The 19,723-nt window shown below is 73.3% G+C and carries 18 protein-coding genes; 8 read left to right on the top strand and 10 right to left on the bottom strand.

From position 1 onward, the window contains the following. Positions 1–2: 2 nt before the first annotated feature. Positions 3–986, bottom strand: coding sequence for a deoxyribose-phosphate aldolase (gene deoC / locus D1J63_RS13640; protein ID WP_007444219.1), 984 nt, complete (start codon positions 984–986; stop codon positions 3–5). 114 nt (positions 987–1,100) lie between these two features. Between deoC and D1J63_RS13635 the strand changes: the two genes are divergently transcribed. Next, complete coding sequence (locus D1J63_RS13635) at positions 1,101–1,829, top strand: PH domain-containing protein (protein ID WP_125629088.1); 729 nt, start codon at positions 1,101–1,103, stop codon at positions 1,827–1,829. A 278-nt stretch (positions 1,830–2,107) separates the two neighbouring features. On the opposite strand, the gene D1J63_RS13630 is transcribed toward D1J63_RS13635, so the two are convergent. The 3 genes from D1J63_RS13630 to D1J63_RS13615 form a co-directional block, all read right to left on the bottom strand. Next, the gene (locus D1J63_RS13630; RefSeq protein WP_125629087.1) at positions 2,108–3,766 is read right to left on the bottom strand and encodes a phospho-sugar mutase; all 1,659 of its coding nucleotides are present in this window, start codon (positions 3,764–3,766) and stop codon (positions 2,108–2,110) included. Between the two features lie 610 nt (positions 3,767–4,376). Continuing rightward, positions 4,377–5,201: a purine-nucleoside phosphorylase gene (locus tag D1J63_RS13620; RefSeq protein WP_125629086.1), complete on the bottom strand. Its 825-nt coding sequence runs from the start codon at positions 5,199–5,201 to the stop codon at positions 4,377–4,379. 94 nt (positions 5,202–5,295) lie between these two features. Continuing rightward, the gene (locus tag D1J63_RS13615; RefSeq protein WP_102927708.1) at positions 5,296–5,733 is read right to left on the bottom strand and encodes a gamma-glutamylcyclotransferase; all 438 of its coding nucleotides are present in this window, start codon (positions 5,731–5,733) and stop codon (positions 5,296–5,298) included. A gap of 72 nt (positions 5,734–5,805) precedes the next feature. On the opposite strand from D1J63_RS13615, the gene D1J63_RS13610 reads away from it, so the two are divergent. Next, positions 5,806–7,254, top strand: coding sequence for an NAD(P)H-quinone dehydrogenase (locus D1J63_RS13610; RefSeq protein ID WP_164420534.1), 1,449 nt, complete (start codon positions 5,806–5,808; stop codon positions 7,252–7,254). A gap of 178 nt (positions 7,255–7,432) precedes the next feature. After that, positions 7,433–8,419 carry a DeoR/GlpR family DNA-binding transcription regulator gene (locus D1J63_RS13605; RefSeq protein ID WP_102927709.1) on the top strand — a complete coding sequence of 329 codons (987 nt, stop codon included), beginning with the start codon at positions 7,433–7,435 and terminating at the stop codon, positions 8,417–8,419. 109 nt (positions 8,420–8,528) lie between these two features. Here D1J63_RS13605 and D1J63_RS13600 read toward each other — a convergent pair whose 3' ends face one another. After that, entirely contained in the window at positions 8,529–10,301 is a 1,773-nt protein-coding gene (locus tag D1J63_RS13600; protein ID WP_125629085.1) for a biotin carboxylase N-terminal domain-containing protein, read from the bottom strand. Positions 10,302–10,675: 374 nt separating this feature from the next. Here D1J63_RS13600 and D1J63_RS13595 point away from each other — a divergent pair, with 374 nt between their 5' ends. Beyond that, entirely contained in the window at positions 10,676–11,164 is a 489-nt protein-coding gene (locus tag D1J63_RS13595; RefSeq protein WP_125629084.1) for a hypothetical protein, read from the top strand. Here D1J63_RS13595 and D1J63_RS13590 read toward each other — a convergent pair. The 4 genes from D1J63_RS13590 to D1J63_RS13575 all read right to left on the bottom strand — a co-directional run bounded on the left by D1J63_RS13590 (position 11,133) and on the right by D1J63_RS13575 (position 13,841). Continuing rightward, a complete protein-coding gene (locus D1J63_RS13590; protein ID WP_125629083.1) occupies positions 11,133–11,756 on the bottom strand; it encodes a nucleoside triphosphate pyrophosphatase in 624 nt (207 codons plus the stop codon). The two genes, D1J63_RS13595 and D1J63_RS13590, sit on opposite strands and share 32 nt — an antisense overlap. Positions 11,757–11,788: 32 nt before the next feature. Then, positions 11,789–11,917 carry a hypothetical protein gene (locus tag D1J63_RS37550; protein WP_061442840.1) on the bottom strand — a complete coding sequence of 43 codons (129 nt, stop codon included), beginning with the start codon at positions 11,915–11,917 and terminating at the stop codon, positions 11,789–11,791. A gap of 112 nt (positions 11,918–12,029) precedes the next feature. After that, positions 12,030–12,239: an acyl-CoA carboxylase subunit epsilon gene (locus D1J63_RS13580; protein WP_125629082.1), complete on the bottom strand. Its 210-nt coding sequence runs from the start codon at positions 12,237–12,239 to the stop codon at positions 12,030–12,032. A gap of 9 nt (positions 12,240–12,248) precedes the next feature. Beyond that, positions 12,249–13,841, bottom strand: coding sequence for an acyl-CoA carboxylase subunit beta (locus tag D1J63_RS13575; protein WP_125629081.1), 1,593 nt, complete (start codon positions 13,839–13,841; stop codon positions 12,249–12,251). Between the two features lie 110 nt (positions 13,842–13,951). Between D1J63_RS13575 and D1J63_RS13570 the strand changes: the two genes are divergently transcribed. Together D1J63_RS13570 and D1J63_RS13565 are read left to right on the top strand one after the other, a co-directional pair. Then, positions 13,952–14,842, top strand: coding sequence for a biotin--[acetyl-CoA-carboxylase] ligase (locus D1J63_RS13570; RefSeq protein ID WP_125629080.1), 891 nt, complete (start codon positions 13,952–13,954; stop codon positions 14,840–14,842). A gap of 156 nt (positions 14,843–14,998) precedes the next feature. Beyond that, complete coding sequence (locus D1J63_RS13565; RefSeq protein WP_102927716.1) at positions 14,999–16,144, top strand: adenylate/guanylate cyclase domain-containing protein; 1,146 nt, start codon at positions 14,999–15,001, stop codon at positions 16,142–16,144. 25 nt (positions 16,145–16,169) lie between these two features. Here the strand turns inward: D1J63_RS13565 and D1J63_RS13560 are convergent, their stop codons facing one another. Beyond that, complete coding sequence (locus D1J63_RS13560) at positions 16,170–16,886, bottom strand: hypothetical protein (RefSeq protein ID WP_240798723.1); 717 nt, start codon at positions 16,884–16,886, stop codon at positions 16,170–16,172. A gap of 212 nt (positions 16,887–17,098) precedes the next feature. On the opposite strand from D1J63_RS13560, the gene D1J63_RS13555 reads away from it, so the two are divergent. Together D1J63_RS13555 and D1J63_RS13550 are read left to right on the top strand one after the other, a co-directional pair. Beyond that, complete coding sequence (locus D1J63_RS13555) at positions 17,099–17,899, top strand: enoyl-CoA hydratase-related protein (RefSeq protein ID WP_125629079.1); 801 nt, start codon at positions 17,099–17,101, stop codon at positions 17,897–17,899. A gap of 651 nt (positions 17,900–18,550) precedes the next feature. After that, positions 18,551–19,699: a diguanylate cyclase gene (locus D1J63_RS13550; RefSeq protein ID WP_164415079.1), complete on the top strand. Its 1,149-nt coding sequence runs from the start codon at positions 18,551–18,553 to the stop codon at positions 19,697–19,699. The last annotated feature ends 24 nt before the right edge of the window (positions 19,700–19,723 follow it).

The raw sequence follows: 19,723 nt of genomic DNA, 5'->3' as shown, positions 1-19,723 counted from the left end.
GATCAGTCCACCGTCACGTAGTCGGGGCCGGAGTAACGGCCTGTGGCCAGCTTCTGGCGCTGCATCAGCAGGTCGTTGAGGAGCGAGGAGGCGCCGAAGCGGAACCAGTGGTTGTCCAGCCAGTCCTCGCCCGCCGTCTCGTTGACCAGGACCAGGAACTTGATCGCGTCCTTCGCGGTGCGGATGCCGCCGGCCGGCTTCACACCGACCTGGACACCGGTCTGCGCGCGGAAGTCGCGGACCGCCTCCAGCATGAGGAGCGTGTTGGCGGGCGTCGCGTTGACGGCGACCTTGCCGGTGGACGTCTTGATGAAGTCCGCCCCGGCCAGCATGCCGAGCCAGCTCGCGCGCCGGATGTTGTCGTACGTCGACAGCTCGCCGGTCTCGAAGATGACCTTCAGGCGGGCCGACGTGCCGCACGCCTCGCGCACGGCGGTGATCTCGTCGTACACCTTCATGTAGTGCCCGGCGAGGAAGGCCCCGCGGTCGATGACCATGTCGACCTCGTCCGCGCCCGCCGTCACGGCCTCGCGCACGTCGGCCAGCTTGACGGCCAGCGAGGCGCGGCCGGCCGGGAAGGCGGTGGCCACCGAGGCGACCTTCACGCCGGAACCGGCGACGGCCTCCTTCGCGGTGGGCACCATGTCGGGGTACACGCAGACGGCGGCGGTGGCGGGGGCCGTGCGGTCGGTCGGGTCGGGACGGACCGCCTTCGCGCCGAGCGCCCGGACCTTGCCCGGGGTGTCCGCGCCTTCCAGCGTCGTCAGGTCGACCATCGAGATGGCCAGGTCGAGGGCGTACGCCTTCGCGGTGGTCTTGATGGAACGGGTGCCGAGGGAGGCGGCGCGCGCCTCCAGGCCGACCGTGTCGACGCCGGGCAACCCGTGGAGGAAGCGGCGCAGCGTGCTGTCGGACGCGGTGACGTCGGCGAGTCCGTGTGCGGGGCCGTTCACGGGGCCCTGTGCGGCGGGTGCAGTGGTGGGCATGGTCACCAGGTGAGCATATCTACGCGCGTAGCGGTCTGTACAGCCCCGAGGGCGGGTTCGGTGGAACGGCACCGCATGTGAGCGTCCGCCGGGCTGTCGTGCACAATCGGCTGCATGACGACCCCGGAGCCGCAGTCACCCTCGCCGCAGCCGTCGGCACCCGTGTCCAAGGACCGGGTCTACCGCTCGCCCGCAGGCATCGCCGGAGGCGTGCTGGTGCTCGCCCTCGCGCTGTGGCTCGGCATCGACGCCCTGGTCGCGGGGGAGGGGAACACCCGCTGGAAGGCGCTCGCGGTGCTGGTCTTCCTCGTGCCGCTCGTCGCCGCCTACACCGTGCGGCCCGCCGTCTTCGCCAACGACGACCGGCTGCGGGTGCGCAACCCGTTCCGCGTGATCGTGCTCCCGTGGGGGGAGGTCGGGTCCTTCCGGTCCGCCTACTCCAACGAGGTCTTCGCCGAGGGCGGCGGCAAGTACCAGCTGTGGTCCATTCCCGTCTCGCTGCGCGGGCGCAAGAAGGCCGCGCGGCGGGAGGACCGGCGGGCGGCCGGGGGCGCCGGGGGCGCCGGGGGTGCCGGTGGCGGTCGCGGGCGCGGCATGCTCGGCGGCATGGGGCAGCTGCAGCTCGGTGCGCGGACCGACGGGTCGGGGGCCACGGCCGTCGAGGCGGACGGGCCGGTGCGGGCGCAGGGCGACAAGATCATGGACGAGCTGCGCGAGCTGTGGGAGGCGCGGAAGGACGCCGCGAGCTCCAAGGGCGAGGTGACGGTGCGGTGGGCCTACGAGATCGTCGTGCCGGTGGTGGTCGGGGCGGTCGCGCTGGCGGTGCTGCTCGGGGTGGGGTGACGGTTGCTCCGGCGGGTCGGGGGGTGTCCTGCGGCCGGTCCGGGTGGGAGTCCTCCGACGGGTCGGGTGAGTGTCCTGCGACGAGTCGGGTGGGAGTCCTCCGACGGGCGGGTGAGTGTCCTGCGATGGGTCGGGTGGGAGTTCTGCGGCGGGTCGGGTGAGTGTCCTCCGACGGGCGGGTGGGGCTCCTCCCGCGGGTCGGGTGGGGCTCCTCCGGCGGGTGGGTGAGTGTCCGGCGGTGAGTGTCGTCCGGGGGCCCCTGCGGGCCCCCGGTTTCGTCAGATGCCGGCTGCTGTCGACAGGTCGCGCTTGAGTGCGGTCAGCAGGTCCGTCGCCTTCGACCGGGCCGTCGGGAGGTCGGCGTGCGTGGCGACCGGGACGACCACCTCCAGGTAGCACTTCAGCTTGGGCTCCGTGCCGCTCGGGCGGACGATCACCCGGGCGCCGTCGAGCGTGTAGCGCAGGCCGTCCGTGGGCGGCAGCGTGTCCGTGCCCCGGGTGAGATCCTCGGCCTTGGCGACGGGGAGGCCCGCGAGGGTCGTCGGGGGCTGGTCGCGCAGGCGGTGCATCGCGGCGGCGATCAGGGACAGGTCATCCACGCGGACCGAGAGCTGGTCGGTGGCGTGCAGGCCGTGGTCCACGGCGATGTCGTCGAGGAGGTCCAGGAGGGTGCGGTCCCGGGTCTTGAGGGTCGAGGCCAGTTCCGTGATCAGGAGGGCCGCGGTGATGCCGTCCTTGTCGCGGACGCCCTCCGGGTCGACGCAGTAGCCCAGGGCCTCCTCGTAGCCGTACCTGATGTTCTCCACGCGGGCGATCCACTTGAAGCCGGTCAGCGTCTCGACGTGGGGGACGTTCGCCTTCGCGGCGATGCGGGCGAGGAGGGAGGACGACACGATCGACTCCGCGAACGTGCCGGTCGCTCCGCGGGTGACCAGGTGGGCGGCGAGGAGGGCGCCCACCTCGTCGCCCCGCAGCATGCGCCAGCCCTCGGCGGCCGTGGTGTCGGGTACGGCCACCGCCAGGCGGTCCGCGTCCGGGTCGTTGGCGATGACCAGGTCGGGGGCGGGGCTGGTCGCGCGCGCCGTCGCGAAGGCGAGGTCCATCGCGCCGGGCTCTTCCGGGTTGGGGAAGGCGACGGTGGGGAAGTCCGGGTCGGGGTCGGCCTGCTCGGCGACGAGGGTGGGCCGCGGGAAGCCGGCCCGGTCGAAGGCGGCGAGGAGGGTGTCCCTGCCCACGCCGTGCATCGCGGTGTAGACCGTGCGGGCGGTGCGGGGGGAGTCGGGGGCCAGGACGGCGTCCGTGCGGGTGAGGTAGGCGTCGAGGACGTCGTCGGCGAGGGTCTGCCAGCCGGTGGTGGGGCGGGGGACGTCGTGGAGGGAGCGTACGGCGTCGATCTCCGCGGCGATCTCGGCGTCGGCCGGGGGCACGATCTGGGAGCCGTCGCCGAGGTACACCTTGTAGCCGTTGTCGCGGGGCGGGTTGTGGCTGGCGGTGACCTCCACGCCGGCGACGGCGCCGAGGTGGCGGATCGCGAAGGCGAGGACGGGGGTGGGGAGGGGGCGGGGGAGTACGGCCGCCCTCAGGCCGGCGCCGGTCATGACGGCTGCGGTGTCGCGGGCGAAGTCCGCTGATTTGTGGCGGGCGTCGTAGCCGACGACGACCAGGCCGTTGGGGTGACCCTGCTTCTTCAGGTACGCGGCGAGGCCGGCGGCGGCGCGGATGACGACCGAGCGGTTCATGCGCATCGGGCCGGCGCCGAGTTCGCCGCGGAGGCCCGCGGTGCCGAACTGGAGGGTGCCGGAGAAGCGTGCGGTGAGTTCGGCGTGGTCCTCGGCGTCGATGAGGCGGGCGAGTTCCGCGCGGGTGTCCGCGTCGGGGTCCTCGGCCAGCCATGCCTTGGCTCGTGCGAGGAGGTCGTCGTCGTTCGCGTCTTGCACGTCGGTCAGCCTCTCGGGTGTGGGTGGGTGGTGGTGCGGGATGCCTGCGGTGCCGGTGCGGGTGCGGGATGCCTGCGGCGCCTGTGCGGGGTTCGGTGGGGGTGCGGGGTGCCTGCGGCGCCGGTGCGGGTGGGGTGGGGGTGCGCGTTGCGCCTCGGGTTCGGTGGGTGGGTCGGGGGCGTGCCGGGGGGTGTCCGTCCTCGGAACGGCGCGGAATCGGTCGGCCACAGAAGTGAACCCTGTTGACGCGCCAACCGCTGCGGGCGGACACCCCCCGACCCGCCCCCTCCTCGCCGTACGCGCCTGCGGGCCGCCCCACGCCACTGCCCCATACGCGCCGTACGCGGCTCCCCGCCCTCTAGCTGCGGGGCAGTCCGCAACACCGTCCCCGCCATCGCTGCCGGCAGTCGCCCCGCCGCCCCAGCTGCGGGCAGCCGCCACGCCCCCTCACTGCGGGCAGTCGTGCCGCTGGGGCGGCACGGGTGGGCGCAGCGGCACCCCGCAACGCCGGGCCGCGCACCCCGCCTGCGCCCGCACCCGCGCCGGGTGACCGGGTAGCCCCGGGCCGGTGGGCCCACCCGCACCCGCGCCGGGAGGGGGCAGCGGGCCCCTACAGGCGGCCCAAGACCTGGGTCAGCAGCGTTCCCATGCGGGCGGCGGAGTCGCGGCCCGCCTGGAGGACCTCCTCGTGGTTGAGGGGCTCGCCCGTCATGCCCGCGGCGAGATTGGTGACCAGGGAGATCCCCAGCACCTCCGCACCGGCCTCGCGGGCCGCGATCGCCTCGAGGACCGTGGACATGCCGACCAGGTCGGCCCCGATGACGCGGGCCATGCGGATCTCGGCCGGGGTCTCGTAGTGCGGGCCGGGGAACTGGGCGTAGACGCCCTCCTCCAGCGTGGCGTCGACCTCCTTGCACAGCGCACGCAGGCGCGGGGAGTAGAGGTCGGTGAGGTCGACGAAGTTGGCGCCGACGATGGGGGAGGTGGCGGTGAGGTTGATGTGGTCGCTGATCAGGACCGGCTGGCCGGGGCGCATGCCCTCGCGCAGGCCGCCGCAGCCGTTGGTCAGGATGATCGTCTTGGCGCCGGCGGCGACGGCGGTGCGGACGCCGTGGGAGACGGCGGCCACGCCGTGGCCCTCGTAGTAGTGGGTGCGGCCCAGGAAGACCAGCGCGCGCTTGTCACCGATGGAGTACGAGCGGATCTTGCCGCCGTGCCCCTCCACCGCGGGCTTGGGGAAGCCCGGCAGGTCGGTGACCTTGAGCTCGGCCTCGGGGGCGCCCAGTGCGTCCACGGCCGGTGCCCAGCCGGAGCCCATCACGAGGGCGACGTCGTGGGTCTCGGCGCCGGTGAGTTCGCGCAGGCGGGCCGCGGCGGCGTCGGCGGCGGTGTAGGGGTCGCCCTGGATGTCGTCCGGAAGAAGAGATGCGTTCACGCCGAAGAGGGTAGCCGGTTTGTGGCTACGCGCGTAGATGGCGGAGGTCACGGGATGGTGGTTTTTGGGTTGGAGGTTTTGACAGGGGGCGCTCTCAGCAGGGGCGTTTGCGGAGTTCCATGACGTAGTCGTGGGGAGCGCCGGCCGATTCGGCGGCGTCCGCGATCTCGCCCAGGTAGCGGGCCGAGGGCAGGCCGCCCTCGTAGGCGTTCAGGACGTAGGTCCAGGCCCCCTCCTCGCCGTCCAGGGTGTGGACGCGTACGCGGGTGCGGCGGTAGATGTCCAGGCCCACGCCCTCCCAGCGGTCGAGGGAGTCCTCGTCCATCGGGGCGATGTCGTAGAGGGCGACGAAGACCTGGGAGATCGGGTCCTCCACGAGGGTCGCGAGTGCGCCCTCCCAGCCCATGTGCTCGCCCCCGAAGGTCAGCCGCCACCCGTTCAGCCAGCCGGTGGCGCGCAGCGGCGAGTGCGGGGCGCGGCGGGTCATCAGCCGCGCGTCGAGGTTGCCGGCGTAGGCGGCGTAGAGCGACATGGGGGGAAGGGTACGCGCCGTTCTGGTAACGGTGGTGGCCCCGGGCGGCCGGTCGTTGAAGGGTGCGGGACAATGGAGTACGTGACTCGGATCGTGATCATTGGTGGCGGACCCGGCGGATACGAAGCGGCGCTGGTGGCCGCTCAGCTCGGCGCGGAGGTGACCGTCGTCGACTGCGACGGTCTGGGCGGGGCGTCGGTGCTGACCGACTGCGTGCCGTCCAAGACCCTCATCGCCACTGCTGAGGTGATGACCACCTTCGACTCCTCCTACGAGGAGCTGGGGATCATCGTCGCCGACGACACCCCGCCCATGGAGCAGGCCGCCCGGGTGGTCGGCGTCGACCTGGGCAAGGTCAACCGGCGGGTGAAGCGGCTCGCGCTGGCGCAGTCGCACGACATCACCGCCTCCGTGACCCGTGCGGGTGCGCGGGTCGTGCGCGGGCGCGGGCGGCTGGAGGGCATGCAGGCCCTCGACGGGTCGCGCAAGGTCGTGGTGCGGGCCGCCGACGGGAGCGAGGAGACGCTGACCGCCGACGCGGTGCTCATCGCCACGGGTGGGCATCCGCGGGAGCTGCCGGACGCGCGGCCCGACGGGGAGCGGATCCTGAACTGGACCCAGGTGTACGACCTGGAGGAGCTGCCCGAAGAGCTCATCGTGGTCGGGTCCGGTGTCACCGGTGCCGAGTTCGCCGGGGCCTATCAGGCGCTCGGGTCGCGGGTCACCCTCGTGTCGTCGCGGGACCGGGTGCTGCCGGGCGAGGACCCGGACGCGGCGGCCGTCCTGGAAGACGTGTTCCGGCGGCGCGGGATGAACGTCATGTCGCGGTCGCGGGCCCAGTCCGTCAAGCGGGTCGGGGACCGGGTCGAGGTGACGCTGTCGGACGGGCGGGTCATCGGCGGATCGCACTGCCTGATGGCCGTCGGCGCCATTCCCAACACGGAGGGGATGGGGCTGGAGGAGGCGGGAGTCCGGCTCAAGGACTCCGGGCACATCAAGACCGACCGGGTCTCGCGGACCTCGGCTCCCGGTGTGTACGCCGCCGGTGACGTCACCGGCGTCTTCGCGCTGGCCTCGGTGGCGGCCATGCAGGGGCGGATCGCCATGTACCACTTCCTCGGCGACGCCGTCACTCCGCTGAACCTGAAGACCGTGTCCGCCAACGTCTTCACCGACCCCGAGATCGCCACCGTCGGGTACTCGCAGGCCGACGTGGACGCCGGCAAGATCGACGCCCGGGTGGTGAAGCTGCCGCTGCTGCGCAACCCGCGCGCCAAGATGCAGGGCATCCGGGACGGCTTCGTCAAGATCTTCTGCCGGCCCGGGACCGAGATCGTGGTGGGTGGTGTCGTTGTGGCGCCGCGTGCTTCGGAGCTCATTCATCCCATCTCGATCGCCGTCGACAACAACCTGACGGTCGAGCAGATCGCCAACGCCTTCACCGTGTATCCCTCGCTTTCGGGGTCGATCGCGGAGGTGGCACGGCAGTTGCACACCCGGAAGGCCGGCGGGGAGCAGTAGTCCGGCGGGCGCGGCCGGAATCGACTCCCCGCCGGTCACGGGGAGTCGCGGCGCTTGCGGGCGGCATAGGCGGCCGGGGTAGGCGCGTATACCACTTCCGGTGGTGGCATGCGAACAACTTCTGTTATTCGGCGCATACTGCTGAAAGCAGACGGTCGTTGGGGTTACTGTCAGTTTCGTGTTCGCTGCAGAACGTCGCCAATTGATCCTCGAAATGGTGCGAGCGAACGGGGCCGTGTCGCTCCGTGAGCTCGCCCGCGTCGTCCAGACCTCCGAAGTGACCGTACGGCGGGACGTGCGCGCACTGGAGGCAGAAGGACTCCTCGACCGCCGGCACGGCGGTGCGGTACTGCCGGGCGGGTTCACGCGAGAGTCCGGCTTTCCGCAGAAATCCCATCTCGCGACCGCCGAGAAGACGGCCATCGCCGATCTCGCCGCGGGCCTCGTCGAAGAGGGCGAAGCCATCGTGGTGGGCGCGGGTACTACGACGCAGGAGCTGGCACGTCGGCTCGCGCGGGTGCCCGGGCTGACCGTCGTCACCAATTCCTTGTTGGTGGCCCAGGCCCTTGCCCATGCCAACCGGGTCGAAGTGGTGATGACCGGAGGCACGCTCAGGGGGTCCAACTACGCCCTGGTGGGGTCGGGGGCCGAGCAGTCCCTGCAGGGGCTGCGGGTCTCCAAGGCCTTCCTGTCCGGGAGCGGGCTGACCGCCGAGCGGGGGCTGTCCACGTCCAACATGCTGTCGGCGTCCGTCGACCGGGCGCTGGTCCAGGCCGCGGCCGAGGTCGTCGTCCTCGCCGACCACTCCAAGCTGGGTACGGACACGATGTTCCAGACCGTGCCCACCGACGTCATCACCCGTCTGGTCACCGACGAGTCGCCGGCCCACGACGACCGCGCCGCCACCGAGCTCCAGGCCCTGGCCGACCAGGGTGTGCAGATCGCCGTGGCCGGGTCCTCGGGGGGTGGTGCGGTGAACGGCAGCGGGACACCGGGGGCCTCGGGAGGTGAATCCGTGGCACGTCAGCAGCGCCGGGACGTGCCGCTTCCGGGGCCACGCCGACAGGTTCCGGGTGCGGCGGCGGGGCTGCGGTCGGCCACCGCCCTCGGCGAGCAGAACGGCGGGGCGGAACGGGCGCGCGTCGCCGACCTGCGGCGCCGGTAGGACGGGCTCCGAAGCCTCCTGCGTTCCCTGTCCGCCGGGCAGTGACAGGGGCGCCCGGCGGACCGCGTGAGGTGGTCCGCCGGGCGCCCCTGCGTGGTGCGGGTGCCGCTCAGTCCTTGATCTCGCAGATCGGGGCGCCGGAGGTGATCGAGGCGCCGACCTCGGCGCCCAGGCCCTTGACCGTGCCCGACTTGTGGGCGTTGATCGGCTGTTCCATCTTCATCGCTTCGAGGACGACGATCAGGTCGCCCTCCGCGACTTCCTGACCCTCCTCGACGGCGAGTTTGACGATGGTGCCCTGCATCGGGGAGGCGAGGGTGTCGCCGGAGGCCGCCGGGCCGGACTTCTTCGCCGCCCGGCGCTTGGGGCGGGCGCCGGCCGCCAGACCGGTGCGGGCCAGGGACATACCCAGGCTGGAGGGGAGGGAGACCTCCAGACGCTTGCCGCCGACCTCGACGACGACGGTCTCCCGGCCGCTCTCCTCGTCCGCCTCGGTGTCCGCGGGCGCGGTGAAGGGCTTGATCTCGTTGACGAACTCCGTCTCGATCCACCGGGTGTGGACCGTGAACGGGTCGGTGGAGCCGGTCAGCTCGGGGGCGAAGGCCGCGTCGCGGACGACGGTGCGGTGGAAGGGGATGGCGGTGGCCATGCCCTCGACCGTGAACTCGTCCAGGGCGCGGGCCGCCCGCTGGAGGGCTTCCTTGCGGGTGCGGCCGGTGACGATCAGCTTCGCCAGCAGGGAGTCCCAGGCCGGGCCGATGACCGATCCGGACTCGACGCCGGCGTCCAGGCGCACGCCCGGGCCGGTGGGCGCGTCGAAGCGGGTGACGGTGCCGGGGGCGGGCAGGAAGCCGCGGCCGGGGTCCTCGCCGTTGATGCGGAACTCGAAGGAGTGGCCGCGCAGAACCGGGTCGTCGTAGCCCAGCTCCTCGCCGTCGGCGATGCGGAACATCTCCCGGACCAGGTCGATGCCGGCGACCTCCTCGGTGACCGGGTGCTCCACCTGCAGGCGGGTGTTGACCTCCAGGAAGGAGATCGTGCCGTCCATGCCGACCAGGAACTCCACCGTGCCGGCGCCGACGTAGCCGGCCTCCTTCAGGATCGCCTTCGACGACGCGTACAGCTCCGCCAGCTGGTCCTCGGACAGGAAGGGGGCCGGGGCCTCCTCGACCAGCTTCTGGTGACGGCGCTGCAGGGAGCAGTCACGGGTGGAGACGACGACCACGTTGCCATGCTGGTCGGCCAGGCACTGGGTCTCCACGTGGCGGGGCTTGTCCAGGTAGCGCTCGACGAAGCACTCCCCGCGGCCGAAGGCCGCCACGGCCTCGCGGACCGCGGAGTCGTACAGCTCCGGGACCTCTTCCAGGGTGCGGGCGACCTTCAGGCCGCGGCCGCCGCCGCCGAACGCCGCCTTGATCGCGATCGGCAGGCCGTGCTCCTTCGCGAAGGCCACGACCTCGTCCGCGCCCGAGACCGGGTCGGGGGTGCCGGCGACCAGGGGGGCGCCGGCCCGCTGGGCGATGTGCCTCGCCGCCACCTTGTCGCCCAGGTCGCGGATGGCGTGCGGGGGCGGGCCGATCCAGATCAGACCCGCGTCCAGGACCGCCTGCGCGAACTCCGCGCTCTCGGAGAGGAATCCGTAGCCGGGGTGGATGGCGTCCGCGCCCGACTCGCGCGCGGCCTTCAGGACCTTGGCGATGTCCAGATAGCTGGTCGCGGGGGTGTCACCACCCAGGGCGAACGCCTCATCAGCGGCGCGGACATGCAATGCGTCCCGGTCCGGGTCCGCGTAGACGGCCACGCTCGCGATCCCGGCGTCCCGGCAGGCCCGGGCCACGCGGACAGCGATTTCGCCACGGTTGGCGATGAGCACCTTGCGCACGATTGAGGCTCCCTCCTTGAAACAAGCCGAGTTTAGGGACTGCCGACACGGCACTTCGACCCGTCCCCAATGGTGAGCTTGCCCACACGGAGCGTGATTCGAGGCTCGCTCGAGCCGCGAAAGCCCTTGTAGTACCGCCCTGCGCAGGACTCCTGGGGGAAACCCTAGCCCTCCTGTGTGGTCAAGGTCTCTGTAAGAGCGTGCTGCGGGCCACTCGGTTTCTTTGTGGAGTCCCTACTAATGGCCCAATGATTCTTTGCTCGTGCCGGAACCCTTGTGGTGCGCATTACTCGTTAGTAGCGTTCCTGGAGTCTCGAACGTACTTGGGGTAACAGCTGTCCTGTGCGGCAGCGGTCGGAAGTGGGTGGGGACCGGTGACAGTGCGCAGGCCGGTGGCGTGGGTCGTGGCGGTCGTGCTCTTCGTGGAGGCGGTCGGCGTCGCGGCGCTCAACTGGTTCCTGGCGATCGTCGTCGACCGGCAGGACATGTCCCTCGCCGGTCTCGACCCGGACATGATGTCCGTCTCCTCGAAGATCGGCGGGGTCGTCTTCGGGCTGTACTTCGCGCTGTGCGGCCTGGTCGCGCTGCTCGTGGCGGTGCGCGACCGCGCTCCCGCGGGGCTCGGCCGGGTTCTGCTGATCAGCGCCGCCGTGGTGCACGGACTGCTCGGCGCCTTCACCTGGGGGCTGGTGGGGCCCGGCGCCTTCGTCTTCATGATCGTCGTACTGGGGCTCATCGTGCTGCTCCTGATGACGTACGACGCGCGCGAGGAGCCCGCCGCGTCCGGGCCGCGGCCCGAGGACGGCGGCAAGGGCGACGACGGCTCCCCGGTCAGCTCTCCGCCGGCGCCCACAACTCCGTGATGCCGGTCCCGAGCTCGGCGAGGAGCCGCCGCAGCAGGGGCAGGCTGAGGCCGATCACGTTGCCGTGGTCGCCGTCGATGCCGTCGATGAACGGCGCCGAGCGGCCGTCCAGGGTGAATGCCCCCGCGACGTACAGGGGCTCCCCGGAGGCCACGTAGGCGGCGATCTCGTCGTCGGTCGGCTCGCCGAAGCGGACGACGGTGGAGGCGATCGCCGAGACGTGGCGGCCGGAGGCGGTGTCCCAGACGCAGTGGCCGGTCTGCAGCGTGCCCGCCCGGCCGCGCATCGCCTTCCAGCGGGCGGTGGCCTCCTCGGCGTCGGCGGGCTTGCCGAGCGCCTGGCCGTCCAGGTCGAGCACCGAGTCGCAGCCGATCACCAGGGCGCCGTGCACCTCGGGCTTCGCGGCCACCACGGACGCCTTGGCCTCGGCCAGCGCGAGGGCCAGCTCGGCGGGGGTGGGGGCGGTGACGGCCTCCTCGTCGACGCCGCTCACCAGTACCTCGGGGGCGAGCCCGGCCTGGCGCAGCAGGCCGAGCCGGGCCGGGGACTGGGAGGCGAGGACGAGTCGGCGGCGGGGCCGGGCAGCAGTCATGGGGTCACATTAGCCACCGGGGCCGGGGCGGCTCACCCCAGGCCGAGGACGATCATCGCGAGGACCATGGCCAACGCCAGGAAGAGGCTCAGCCGCCGCAGCATGGCCTGCGTGTCGCGCAGTTCCTTGGGCGGCTCGTTCTCGGGGTCGGACCACAGCATGTCACTAGCGTGGGGCTTGGCCGGGGGGCGGGGCTTGAGTACGGGTACCTAATTTGGGGCGCGGGGTTGCAGCTGGAGTGCGCGGTTCCCCGCGCCCCTGGGATGACCAGCCTCAGGTCGGCCAGTAGGTGCGGCCCCATGCCGTCGGGCCGGGGTGGGGCAGCCGGTGGGTTGCGATGCGGGACGGGTCCGACCAGGCGTCGTGCGGGCGGTCGGTGGTGGACGGCTCGGCGGCCGCCGTCGCCGCGCGGGCCCGGACCACCGTCAGGGCGGCGGCGAGTTCTTCCGGGGTGGGGTTGCCCCGTACGACCTTGATGGTCACAGCGGCTCCTTACAGGGGGATGTTGCCGTGCTTCTTCGGGGGCAGGTTCTCCCGCTTGGTGCGCAGCTGGCGCAGGCCGCGGACGATGTGGCGGCGGGTGTCGGACGGCATGATCACCGCGTCGACGTAACCGCGCTCGGCCGCCGTGTAGGGGTTGAGGAGGGCGTCCTCGTACTCCTGGATCAGGCGGGCCCGGGTGGCCTCGGTGTCGTCACCGGCCTCGGCGATGGTGCGGCGGTGCAGGATGTTGACCGCGCCCTGGGCGCCCATGACGGCGATCTGGGCGGTGGGCCAGGCCAGGTTGAGGTCGGCGCCCAGGTGCTTGGAGCCCATGACGTCGTAGGCGCCGCCGAAGGCCTTGCGGGTGATGACCGTGATCAGCGGGACCGTGGCCTCGGCGTACGCGAAGATCAGCTTGGCGCCGCGGCGGATGATGCCGTCGTGCTCCTGGTCCACGCCCGGCAGGAAGCCGGGGACGTCCACGAAGGTGAGGACGGGCACGTTGAAGGCGTCGCAGGTGCGCACGAAGCGGGCCGCCTTCTCGGAGGCGGTGATGTCCAGGCACCCGGCGAACTGCATCGGCTGGTTGGCGACAATGCCCACCGGGCGGCCCTCGACCCGGCCGAAGCCGGTGAGGATGTTCGGCGCGAAGAGGGGCTGGGTCTCGAAGAACTCGGCGTCGTCCAGGACGTGCTCGATGACGGTGTGCATGTCGTACGGCTGGTTCGCCGAGTCCGGGACGATCGTGTCCAGCTCCGCGTCCTCGTCCGTGACCGCGAGGTCCGCCTCCTCCGGGAAGGCGGGGGGTTCGGAGAGGTTGTTGGACGGCAGGTAAGACAGGAGCTGCTTGACGTACTCGACGGCGTCCTTCTCGTCGCCCGCCATGTGGTGGGCCACGCCCGACGTGGAGTTGTGGGTGCGGGCGCCGCCCAGCTCCTCGAAGCCGACGTCCTCGCCGGTGACGGTCTTGATGACGTCGGGCCCGGTGATGAACATGTGGCTGGTCTGGTCGACCATCACCGTGAAGTCGGTGATCGCGGGGGAGTACACCGCGCCGCCCGCGCAGGGGCCGACGACCAGGCTGATCTGCGGGATCACGCCGGAGGCGTGGGTGTTGCGGCGGAAGATCTCGCCGTAGGCGCCGAGGGAGGCCACGCCCTCCTGGATTCGGGCGCCGCCCGAGTCGTTGATGCCGACGACCGGGCAGCCGGTCTTCAGCGCGAAGTCCATCACCTTGACGATCTTCTGGCCGTAGACCTCGCCCAGCGCGCCGCCGAAGACGGTGAAGTCCTGGGAGAAGACCGCGACGGGACGGCCGTCGACGGTGCCGTAGCCGGTGACGACGCCGTCGCCGTAGGGGCGGTTGGCGTCCAGGCCGAAGTTGGTGGAGCGGTGCCGGGCGAACTCGTCCAGCTCGACGAAGGAACCCTCGTCGAGGAGGAGTCCGATGCGTTCACGAGCCGTCAGCTTGCCCTTGGCGTGCTGCTTTTCGACGGCGCGTGCGGAGCCGGCGTGTGTCGCCTCCTCGATACGGCGCCTGAGATCCGCGAGCTTGCCCGCGGTCGTGTGGATGTCGGGCTGCTGCTCTTCCGGCTCGGACATCGGGATGCGGCTCCCTGCCTGCTCAAAAGGGGGGACGGTTACTCGTTCGTAGAGTAGTAGGGGCCCTTCCGATCGGCAGTGCGGTGTTTCCCACACCTAGGGTGGGTTGCATGACGCCCCGAGATTCCTCCGACTCCCCGAACGACGCCTCGAACGACGCCTCGAACGGCCGGTGGTCCGACCTGGACCGGCCGCCCCTCAGCAGCGTGTCCCTGCGCCGGGGCCTGGTGCGGGAGGGAGGCCTGTGGCGGCAGGTGGATGTCGTGCAGCGCACCGGGTCCACCAACTCCGACCTCGTGGCCCGGGCCGCCGAGGGCGACCTGGCGGAGGGTGTCGTCCTCGTCGCCGAGGAGCAGAGCGCCGCACGAGGGCGCCTGGACCGGCAGTGGACGGCGCCGCCGCGCTCCGGGCTCTTCTTCTCCGTACTGCTGCGGCCCGCCGAGATCCCCGTGGACCGCTGGGGCTGGCTGCCGCTGCTCACCGGCGTCGCCGTGGCGACCGGCCTGTCCCGCGTGGCCGGCGTCGACACGGCTCTGAAGTGGCCCAACGACCTGCTGGTGACCGTCGGCGACGAGGAGCGCAAGGCCGGCGGCATCCTGGCCGAGCGGGCCGGCCCCGACGGCGTCGTCATCGGCGTCGGCATCAACGTCTCGCTCCGCGCCGGGGAGCTGCCGGTCGCGCGGGCCGGGTCGCTGGCGCTGGCCGGGGCCGCCAACACCGACCGGGACCCGCTGCTGCGCGGGGTGCTGCGGTCGCTGGAGGACTGGTACGGGCGCTGGCGCGAGGCCGGCGGCGACCCGGCGGCCAGCGGGCTCCAGGAGACGTACGCGGCGGGGTGCGCGACCCTCGGGCGCATGGTGCGGGCCGAGCTGCCCGGCGATCGGTCGCTCGTGGGGGAGGCGGTGGCCGTGGACGGCGACGGGCGGCTGGTGCTGGCGACGGAGGCGGGGGTGCAGGAGCCGGTGGGGGCGGGCGACATCGTGCACCTGCGGTTGGCGTGAGCCCCGATGCGGGGGAGGGTCGGGGGCAGGGGCCGCGCGAGGACCGCGGCCCCGGGGCCCGTGCGGAGCTGGACGCACGGGAGTGAGCTGGGGCACACCTGACGTAAAGTTGGGGCCGGTCGAACCTGACCGCGGAAGATCGGAAGGGCAACAGGCGTGACCGTCGACGACACCGGCTCCGGCGCGGACGGGGACGGCCGGGTGGACCCCGAGCCCGCCCCGGACTCCGCCGACCCCGGCGAGGACCCCCTCGCGCTACGCCTGGAGGGGCTCATCCTGGGCGCCGAGCGCCGGTACACGCCCTTCCAGGCCGCCCGCAGCGCGGGCGTCTCCATGGAGCTGGCCTCGCGGTTCTGGCGGGCCATGGGGTTCGCCGACATCGGTCAGGCCAAGGCGCTCACCGAGGCCGACGTCCTCGCCCTCAGGCGACTGGCCGGTCTGGTGGAGGCGGGGCTGCTCAGCGAGGCGATGGCCGTCCAGGTCGCCCGGTCCACGGGGCAGACCACCGCCCGGTTGGCCGAGTGGCAGATCGACTCCTTCCTGGAGGGCCTGACCGAGCCCCCCGAGCCCGGGATGACGCGCACCGAGGTGACGTATCCCATCGTCGAACTGCTCCTGCCCGAGCTGCAGGAGTTCCTGGTCTACGTCTGGCGGCGCCAGCTCGCCGCGTCGGCCGGCCGGGTCATCCAGGCCGGGGACGACGAGGAGATGGTGGACCGGCGGCTCGCGGTCGGCTTCGCGGACCTGGTCGGCTTCACGCGGCTGACCCGGCGGATGGAGGAGGAGGAGCTCGGCGAGCTGGTCGAGGCCTTCGAGACCACCTCCGCCGACCTGGTGGCCGCGCGCGGCGGACGGCTGGTCAAGACCCTCGGCGACGAGGTGCTCTACGCCGCCGACGACGCCGGTACGGCCGCCGAGATCGCGCTGCTCCTCGTCGAGACGATGGCCCACGACGAGACCATGCCGGAGCTGCGCGTCGGCATCGCCTTCGGCACGGTCACCACCCGGATGGGTGATGTCTTCGGCACCACCGTCAACCTGGCCTCACGGCTCACCTCGATAGCGCCCAAGGACGCCGTGCTCGTCGACTCCGCCTTCGCGGAGGAGCTGATCCGCACCGGGGACGCCCCCGCCTCGGAGGCCGCGGCCGCCGAGGAAGCGGCCGCCGCGGAGAAGGAGGGCGAGGAGCCGCCGGTGTACCGCTTCGCGCTCCAGCCGATGTGGCAGCGTCCGGTGCGCGGTCTGGGCGTGGTCGAGCCGTGGCTGCTCACGCGCCGGGGCGACGGCGGCGGGGAAGCGTAGAACGCCGGGCGCGGAGGCGGGGTGTTCAGCCGCCGAGCAGGTCGACGCAGAGGCCGATGACCGGCACGCACAGGCCCGGGTCGTCGGGTTCCGGCGCCGGTGCGGGGGCCGACGGCGTGCTGTGGCCCGGTGGCGGGGCCGGCGGTGTGGAGTGCGGCGCGGGCCGGTCGGAACGCGACGGCTGCGGGCTGCCCGGGGCGCGATCCCGCTCTCCCTCGCCTTCCCGCTCCTGTTCCCGCCCTTCCCCCGGCCGCCCGCCCTCGGAGGCGTCCGGGGCGCCCTGAGCGCCCGGCCCGGTCGTCGAGGCGGGGAGCGGGGCCGGTGGGCCGCTCGCGGCGGGGTCCGGTACGAGATCGGGTATGAGGCCCGGTTCGGGGGAGCCGCTCAGGCCGCCCATGGCAGACGTCGCCGAAGGGCTCGCCCCGGGCGTCCCGCCGTCGGCGCCCGTGGCGGTGGACGCCGTCGCCCGGTCGTCCGGGGCCGTGTCCCGGCCGCCGTCCACACGCGGTGCCGCCTCGGCGCCGTAGCCGACGCCTCCGTCACCGCCCGGCTCGGGCAGCAGGCGTACGACGCTCAGGGCGGCGGCCGCCAGGGCGAGGCCGCCCGCGACCAGCAGTACCTTGCGGGGGCGGGGTCTGCGGTGCCGGCCGCGGCGCCACCACGCGGACCGGGGCTCGGTCCGTACGTCGGTGGCCGTGCCGGTGGCCGGACCGCCGGTCGTCGGTGTGCTGGTCGTCGTCATGGTCCCTCCCCGGTGCGCACGCGCCCCCGCTGCGCCGTGGCGGAGCGAGGCTACGGTCTGCCGTCGGCCGGGGTGGGCCGGTCGGCCGTATGTCACTCGAACGGGTGGGCGGGGGTCGGTGCGGGGAGTGGCGCGTCCGGGCTTCCCCCGCGCGGGCCCGCCTGCGATGATCGGGCGGTCGACTTGTTAACACGCGTTAACCGGAGGGTGTCATGAGCGAGGAGCGGTTCGGAGAGTTCGTCCTGGTGCGGCGGCACGGGGACGGGCATGTCGCGGAGCTCGCGCTCGACCGGCCGAAGGCCATGAACGCCGTCTCGACCGCCATGGCCCGGTCCCTGAGCGCGGCCTGCGCGGCGCTGGGCGAGGACCGCGACGTCCGGGTGGTGGTGCTGACCTCGACCCACGAGCGGGCGTTCTGCGTCGGGGCGGACCTGAAGGAGCGCAACACCTTCTCCGACGCCGATCTGCTGCGCCAGCGGCCGGTGACGCGGGGGGCGTACACGGCGGTGCTCGAACTGCCGCAGCCGACGGTCGCGGCCGTGCACGGGTTCGCGCTGGGCGGCGGGTTCGAGCTGGCGCTGTCCTGCGACGTGATCGTGGCCGACCCCACGGCCGTGGTGGGGCTGCCGGAGGTGTCGGTGGGCGTGATCCCCGGCGGCGGTGGTACGCAGCTGCTGCCGCGCCGGGTGGGGGCGGCACGCGCGGCCGAGCTGGTGTTCACGGCGCGGCGGGTGGCGGCCGGGGAGGCGCGCGAGCTGGGGCTCGTGGACCAGTTGGCGGAGGAGGGCCGGGACCGGGAGGACGCCCTGGAGCTGGCCTCCCGGATGGCCGCGAACTCACCCGTGGGCCTGCGCGCCGCCAAGCGCGCGCTGCGCCTCGGGCACGGCCTCGACCTGCGGGCGGGCCTCGAGGTCGAGGACGCGGCGTGGCGGTCGGTGGCGTTCTCGGGGGACCGCGCGGAGGGCGTGGCGGCGTTCAACGAGAAGCGCACGCCCCGCTGGCCGGGCGAGTAGGCCCGACCGCCCGGGTGCGGCCCTCGTCCTCCGGCGCCAGCGGTCTCCGTCGCGCGGCGCGGCCCGGGCGCGCCGTCGGCCGCCCGCCCGGTGACGCGGGCTGCGGGCAGGCGCGGCTCGCCACCCTTCCTGGGGCCGCCTGCTGCGGCCCGGCCCGGCACCCGTCGGCCGCCGTCCTGTGCGGGCAGCCTGCGGGCGCGACTGGCGGCGCCGTCTGTCGTGAGTGGCGGTTGCCCGCTGTGGCCGGTGTGACCCGTCGTCGTGCGGCTTGGGCTGCCGCGCGCGTGGTCTGCGCGACCTGCGCGGTGGGCCGCCACCCGTGGCCACTGCCGTCCGGTCCCGTCGGGGCGTGAACGGGTGCGCGGCCGGCCGCCCGTCCGGCGTTGCGTGCTGCGGCCGGACGGGCCCGGCACCCGTCGGCCGCCGTCCTGTGCGGGCGGTCTGCGGGCGCGACTCACGGCGCCGTCCGGCGCCGTCTGTCGTGGCCGCTCGGCGGTCCGTCGTGGGCCGTGTGGTCCGCCGTCGTGCGGGTGGGCCGTCGCTGGCGTGCTCTGTGGACCGGTCCTCGGCAGGGCGTCCACCTCGGTCGACAATCGCCCGGTTCGCCCCGTTTGAGTAACGTTTCTTCGTTAATTTCCCTAGCCTGGAGTGATGGGTGACGACAGGCGGCTCGCGGCCGTGGTGGCGCTTGCGCAGGGGATGGCGGCCGCGCACAGCGCGCGGGAGGCGTGGCGGGCGGCGGCCGTCGGCGGGTGTCTGGCGCTGGGCGGGAGCTTCGCCGCGCTGTCGGTGTGGGAGCGGGAGCTGGGCCGGCTGCGGGTGCTCGTGAACGTCGGGCGGCGCGCCGAGGACGAGGAGGAGTTCCCCGAGGACGAGTCCTACCCCGTGCACCAGTTCGCGGAGATCACCGAGTTCCTGCACGAGCGCTGGGCGGGAGGCGGCGAGCCCGACGCCTGGGTCGAGACGGCCGAGGGGCCCGCCGCCGGGCGCCCCGGCTACGTCCACCAGCGCGTCGCCGCCCTGCGCCGCCGGGGCCGCGGCTGCTGCGTGGTCGCGCCGATCGTGCTGCACGGGCGGGCCTGGGGCGAGCTGTACGTGGCCCGGCCGGTGGGGGAGCGGGTCTTCGAGCGGGCCGACGCCGACTTCGCCACCGTACTGGCCTCCGTCGTCGCCGCCGGGATCGCGCAGACCGAGCGTCTGGAGGAGGTCCGGCGCCTCGCGTACACCGACGCGCTCACCGGGCTGGCCAACCGCCGCGCCGTCGACTCCGCGCTGGACGAGGCCGTCGAGCGGCACCGTGCGGAGGGCGTCGTCGTCAGCCTCGTCGTGTGCGACCTGAACGGCCTCAAGCGGGTCAACGACACGCACGGCCACGCCGTCGGGGACCGGCTCCTGGAGCGGTTCGGGTCGGTGCTGTCGCTGTGCGGGGCGATGCTGCCGGGGGCGCTCGCGGCGCGGCTCGGCGGGGACGAGTTCTGTCTGCTCGCGGTCGGGCCGCCCGCCGACGCGGTGGTCAAGGCGGCCGAGGAGCTGTGCCGCCGGGCGGCCGAACTGGAGCTGGGCGACGGCGTGGCCTGCGGGGTCGCGTCCACGGAGGACCCGGTCGGGCCGGTGCGTTCCGCCCGCCGGCTGTTCCGGCTCGCGGACGCCGCCCAGTACCGCGCCAAGGCGGAGCGGGCGGCCGGGCCGGTCGTCGCGGGACGCGAGGGGCCCGACGACCCCGTCGTACGGCTCGCGGACGAGCCCTCCCGGGAGGAGGACGGGGAGCGCAGGCGGTTCCGGGGGCGGCACTCGCCGTGACGCCGAGCCGGTAAGGGGCGCAGC

It is taken from the genome of Streptomyces sp. KPB2, from assembly GCF_003950055.1.
Taxonomy (GTDB): domain Bacteria; phylum Actinomycetota; class Actinomycetes; order Streptomycetales; family Streptomycetaceae; genus Streptomyces; species Streptomyces salinarius.
The sequence above is the reverse complement of the archived record's forward strand: the minus strand, read 5'-3'. Positions and strand labels throughout refer to the sequence as shown.